This window comes from Homoserinimonas sp., from assembly GCF_056262345.1.
This window is the reverse complement of sequence record NZ_JBACFR010000244.1, coordinates 1-5503: the sequence shown is the minus strand read 5'-3', so window position 1 is coordinate 5503 and position 5503 is coordinate 1. Positions and strand designations below refer to the sequence as shown.

The window sequence follows — 5503 nt, the reverse complement described above, 5'->3', positions numbered from 1 at the left end:
CGTGGTTGCTTCCGGACTGGAGCGCCGTTGCGGGCGACGTCGACGCCGTGCACCTCACGGTGAGCGGCTACCTCAGCACCGCCGGTCGTGCACTGCCGGCCGGCGGCGGCCACACCGTACTTGCCGGATGGGGACCGGACGAGACCTGGTGGCTCGGTGATGTTCTCGAACCAGCCGGCGACCCGGTCGACTGGCACCTCGACCACGCATCACCGAGTAATACGGCGTGGCAACGGGTCTAGCGGTCGCGAGGGCTACGTCACCCTCCGAACTCGGCCAAGATGCCGATCGGCGATTGGTTGCGGTCGCAGAAAGCCCGAACTGCTGCCACGGGAGACTCGGCCGCAGCTGTCGCGCTGCCCGGCTTCAGCGCGGGATCACCCACACTGGCCGCGAGCTCAACGGATGCCCTAGCCAGGGACGGCGAGGAGGTTAGGGCAAGAGCTCGAAGTTCAATGGCAGCTCCGCTCACCCTCGCCCGCCACTCGTCTTCGCCGAATGCTTGGTAAGACTCGAGCCCCTGGTCGGCATTCACGATGGCGCTATAGGCGCTGGAGAACGACGCACAGTCAGACGCGAGTTTCGCGTCTGAGACAAACTCCTCCTTCGAGAAGTGCGGAGTCGCCACCCACCTGGCCCCCTCCGACACGCTGACCCCCAAGGTATGCCCTGTGTTGAGAGAGATCGGCCAGCTGAGGACATCGGCGATGCCGCACGTACCAGAAATGGGCGCTGTTCCGAGCATCATGGTGTCGCCCAATTCGACCGTGAATGGCCCGCTGCCATCGCACTCGAAGTCGATGACAACAGAGCGCGCGCCCGTAGGAATGGGGAAGTTCGTCCACGAGAGCGATCCCGTAGCGGCCGTGCCCGAAACTGCTTGCGCCTCGGCATGCAGTGGTGTCGGCGATGCTTCCGGTGTGGGGGCCGCCCCACCACTCGCGCCGGTGCATCCGGTGAGTGCAAGTGCAGCAAGCGCCACTACACCCCCGAGAGGATGAAGACGTCGAGTCGTTGCGCGGGACATGAAGCTCCTCGGTGACGGGTGATGCCGATCGTTTCGGGGATGCTATCGACCGCAGGAGCAAACCACCATCACTACCTGAGCATCCATCGTAATTCCCGGGGCGAGTCGGGCATTCTTGGCTGGCTCGGGTTCCCGGGCGGCATCCCCGCACGTGAGTGGTCAGTTTCGGCGCCAAAAGAAGAGTTTTGGTGCCGAAAGTGGCCACTCATGGGCCGATGGCACAAAAGGCGCAGCCTAGCGGCCGCGGTTGGCTCTGCGAATCTCGCGCGGGGCACGGCCCGCCGCGAACGACTGCGACGAGTCGACGATGAAGCCCTGCTGAAGCGCCTCGCGGCCCAGGAGCATCCTGAACCCCATCGAGTCACGGTTGGCGAGGGTCACCTCGGCGGTGACGGTTCGCCCGGCGAGGGCGACGTCGAGCAGCACGACGATGCGCTCCTGCTCGTGGCCGGAAGAGCTGCGCACCACCCGGCGATCGTGGACGGGCCGCACAATGGTGACGGCGTCGGCCTCTGACTCCTGCCACGGGTGAATTGAGAACCTCACCTGCTCGGTCGCAGTATCAGACCCAGCTGGGCCATCGGAGAACACCTCGACATCAAAAGCGTGCAAGCTTGAGGTGCGTGCCCCGGTGTCGAGCTTTGCCTTGATCCAGGGCACTTCCACACCCGGCAGACTCACCCACTCGCGCCATCCGACGATGGTGCTTAGATAGGTGTTCTCTGTCATCCCCCCATCATCTCAGGGCTGCCCAATGAAACTCGCCATCCTCTCTCGCGCGCCACAGTCGTATTCGACTCAGCGGCTTCGTTCGGCTGCCCAGCAGCGCGGGCACACCGTCAAGGTGCTCAACACCTTGCGGTTCGCAATCGACCTTGCCGGCCCCGAGCCGGACCTGCACTTTAGGGGGCGCCCGCTCTCGGTCTATGACGCGATTCTCCCCCGCATCGGCAACTCGATCACCTACTTTGGCACCGCCGTGGTTCGCCAGTTCGAGCAGATGGATGTTTACACGCCGAACACCGCAAACGGCATCGTCAATGCGCGAGACAAGCTGCGGGCGACCCAAATTCTCTCCCGCCACAACATCGCCATGCCCGCGACCGCGTTCGTGCGCAACCGGGCGGATGTGCGGCCGGCCATCGAGCAGGTCGGCGGCGCGCCCGTCGTGATCAAGCTCTTGGAGGGCACCCAGGGCATCGGTGTGATTCTGGCCCCGGATGCGAAGGTCGCCGAGGCGATCATCGAGACTCTGCACTCCACCAAACAGAACGTGCTGATTCAGCAGTTCATTGCCGAGAGTCGTGGCCGCGACATCCGCGCTCTCGTCGTGGGTGACCGTGTTGTTGCGGCGATGCGGCGCAGCGCGGTCGGCGACGAGTTCCGGTCAAATGTGCACCGCGGAGGCTCGGTCGAGCCCGTTGAGTTGACGCCGGAGTATGAGCGCGCCGCCGTGCGCTCCGCCCAGATCATGGGCCTTAAGATCGCCGGGGTCGACATGCTCGAGGGCAACGACGGCCCCCTCGTGATGGAGGTCAACTCCTCCCCCGGACTGCAGGGCATCGAGGCGGCTACCAAGCTCGACGTTGCCGGCGCCATCATCGACTACATCTCCAATGAGGTCGCATTCCCCGACATCGACATTCGCCAGCGTCTGGCCGTTTCGACCGGTTACGGTGTTGCCGAACTTGTCGTCCACTCGGGCGCCGACCTCGTGGGCAAGACCCTCGGCGAATCCGGCCTGCTGGAGCGCGACATCACGGTGCTCACTCTGAACCGCGGAACCACCGTGATTCCGAACCCCCGCGCGCGCCAAGTGCTGCAGCCCGAGGACCGCCTGCTGTGCTTCGGCAAGACAGAAGAGATGCGCTCGCTCAACCCGACCCGTCGCCGGGCCAGGGTGCGCAAGCTTCCGAAGAAGGCAGAAGAAGCCAGCTGACGGTTGTGCGCGCTAGTCTCGTGAGCCTCACCGGCTAAAGGAGGCGATCTGTATGTCGTTTCAGGCTTACCTCGACACCATCGAAGCGAAGACGGGGCTCACCCCGCGGCAGCTGATAGCGCTCGCCGAGAAACGCGGGTTCGGCCCCGGCACCAAGGCGGCGCCGATCGTGGAATGGTTGAAAGAGGACTACGACCTCGGGCGCGGCCATGCGATGGCCCTGGTCCATGTGATCACCAAGGGGGCGACGATCAGCGACAAGCACGTCGGCACGGATGGCGCCCACAGCGATGCGAGCACCACCCTCTGGCTCGACGGCGCAGCAAGCAAACCCCCCGGATGAGCCGACCGGGGTGCTGTAATGCTGGTCTAGCTAGGCCGCGAGCATCACGGCGTCAGACCCGACCATGAGGTCGCCGTCGATGACGCCAACGCGAACGGTTCCGCCTTCGGCGAGGTCGCCCGCCACGAGCATCTCCGCCACCCGGTCGTCGACCCGGCGCTGAATGACGCGTCGCAGCGGCCGCGCACCGTATTCGGGCTGGTAGCCCTCGTCAGCGATCTGGTCGACCGCAGCATCCGAGACCACAAGCCGGATGCCCTGGGCAGCAAGGCGCGCCTCCGTGCCCGCGAGCAGCAGGCGCACGATCGTGCGGAGCTGCGCCTTGTCGAGCTTGCGGAACAGCGCGATCTCATCGATGCGGTTGAGAAACTCGGGCCGCATCGACTCGCGCAGCTTGCCCATCACCCGGTCGCGCAGAGCCTTCTCCGAGCCGAACCCGTTGTCGGCTTCTGTGCCGGAGTCAGCGACGAAGCCGAGGGCTCCGCTGCGGCTCGCGAGAAACTCCGACCCGATGTTGGAGGTCATCACGATGACCGTGTTGCGAAAGTCGACCGTGCGGCCCTGGCCGTCGGTAAGGCGCCCGTCGTCGAGCACCTGCAGCAGCAGATTGAACACGTCCGGGTGGGCCTTCTCGATCTCGTCGAGCAGAATCACCGAGTAGGGGTTGCGACGAACCCGTTCCGTGAGCTGCCCAGCCTCGTCGTATCCGACGTATCCGGGAGGAGCCCCGACCAGCCGGCTCACGGTGTGCCGCTCACCGAACTCACTCATGTCGAAGCGAAGCATCGAATCTTCGGTGCCGAACAGCGACTCGGCGAGCGCCTTGGCGAGCTCGGTCTTGCCCACACCCGTCGGGCCCAAGAAGAGGAAGCTGCCGACGGGACGACGCGGGTCGCCGAGTCCTGTGCCGTTGCGACGGATCGCTCGGGCGATTGCGGTGACAGCGTCATCCTGGCCAATCACCCGCTCGTGAAACTCGGTTTCGAGGTGCGCGAGGCGCGAACGGTCGGCCTCCGTGAGCTTGGTCGTGGGGATACCCGTCGCACGAGAGATGATCTCGGCGATCTGTTCCGCGTCGATCACGGCGGGCGCGGTGCCCGTTGAGGTACCCGACTCGGCTGCGGTTACCGCCTTCTGAAGCTCGTCGATGCGGTCCCGCAGCGCGGAAGCATCCTCGTAGCGCTCCTCGGCGACGGCCGCATCCTTTGACGCGACCGCCTCGGCGAGCTGCTCTTTGAGGGCAGCGACGTCGACCCGCAACCCGAGCCGCAGGCGCAACCGCGCCCCCGCCTGGTCGATCAGGTCGATCGCCTTGTCGGGCAGGAACCGGTCGCTGATGTACCGCGACGACAGGTCGACGGCAGCCTGGAGGGCAGCATCCGTGTAGGTCACACCGTGGTGTTCCTCGTAGCGCGAGCGCAGCCCGGCCAGAATCTGCACGGCATCCTCCGCGCTGGGCTCGGCAACCGTCACAGGCTGGAACCGCCGCTCAAGAGCGGAGTCCTTCTCCACCCTGCGGTATTCGCTCAGGGTGGTCGCGCCGATCAGGTGCAGCTCGCCGCGGGCAAGGCGAGGCTTGAGGATGTTGCCGGCATCCATTCCGCCTCCATCGCCGCCACCCCCGGCCCCCACAATGGTGTGGAGCTCGTCGATGAAGATGATGAGTTCGCCCTTGTGCGCGCTGACCTCCTCCATGAGCTTGGTCAGGCGCTCCTCGAAGTCGCCGCGGTACCGCGCACCGGCAAGCATTCCGGGTAGATCGAGGGAGACAAGACGCTTGTTGCGCAGTTGCTCGGGCACGCTGCCGTCGACGATTGCCTGGGCGAGGCCCTCTACGACAGCGGTCTTACCGACACCCGCCTCGCCGATCAGGACCGGGTTGTTCTTGGTTCGCCGGGAGAGTATCTCGATCGTCTGCTCGATCTCGTCGTGACGGCCGATGACAGGGTCGAGACCCCCATCTCGGGCCTGAGCCGTGAGGTCGACGCCGTAGGTGTCGAGCGTGGGAGTTTCGGATGCCGCGGCACCAGCGCCGGCTGCGTCTGGAGCCGCCGCGCGACCAGATTGCAGAGCCTGCGGCGTGACGCCGTGGGCGGCAAGAATTCGACCGGCGGCAGAGTCGTGGTTAACAACAAACGCAAAGAACACGTGCTCAGGGTCGATATAGGTCGAGCCGAAGGCACGGGCCACCTGG

The 5503-nt window shown here is 65.5% G+C and carries 5 protein-coding genes and 1 pseudogene; 3 read left to right on the top strand and 3 right to left on the bottom strand.

All coding sequences use genetic code 11. The features are described 5' to 3' along the window. Positions 1 to 242 (top strand): annotated as a pseudogene (locus AC062T_RS11715) (hypothetical protein); the annotation flags it as partial. Positions 243 to 259: 17 nt separating this feature from the next. On the opposite strand, the gene AC062T_RS11710 reads toward AC062T_RS11715, so the two are convergent. Together AC062T_RS11710 and AC062T_RS11705 are read right to left on the bottom strand one after the other, a co-directional pair. Further along, the gene (locus tag AC062T_RS11710) at positions 260 to 1027 is read right to left on the bottom strand and encodes a hypothetical protein (RefSeq protein WP_476030227.1); all 768 of its coding nucleotides are present in this window, start codon (positions 1025 to 1027) and stop codon (positions 260 to 262) included. Positions 1028 to 1261: 234 nt separating this feature from the next. Then, on the bottom strand, positions 1262 to 1756 hold the full coding sequence (locus AC062T_RS11705) for an ATP-dependent zinc protease family protein (protein WP_108515698.1): 495 nt from the start codon (positions 1754 to 1756) through the stop codon (positions 1262 to 1264). 25 nt (positions 1757 to 1781) lie between these two features. Between AC062T_RS11705 and AC062T_RS11700 the strand changes: the two genes are divergently transcribed. After that, positions 1782 to 2966, top strand: coding sequence for a RimK family alpha-L-glutamate ligase (locus AC062T_RS11700; RefSeq protein ID WP_476030224.1), 1185 nt, complete (start codon positions 1782 to 1784; stop codon positions 2964 to 2966). A 52-nt stretch (positions 2967 to 3018) separates the two neighbouring features. Continuing rightward, positions 3019 to 3309, top strand: coding sequence for a DUF4287 domain-containing protein (locus tag AC062T_RS11695; RefSeq protein ID WP_476030222.1), 291 nt, complete (start codon positions 3019 to 3021; stop codon positions 3307 to 3309). 30 nt (positions 3310 to 3339) lie between these two features. Here AC062T_RS11695 and AC062T_RS11690 read toward each other — a convergent pair. Then, positions 3340 to 5503: ATP-dependent Clp protease ATP-binding subunit (locus tag AC062T_RS11690; protein ID WP_476030221.1), on the bottom strand; the 2164-nt coding region annotated here is incomplete at its 5' end.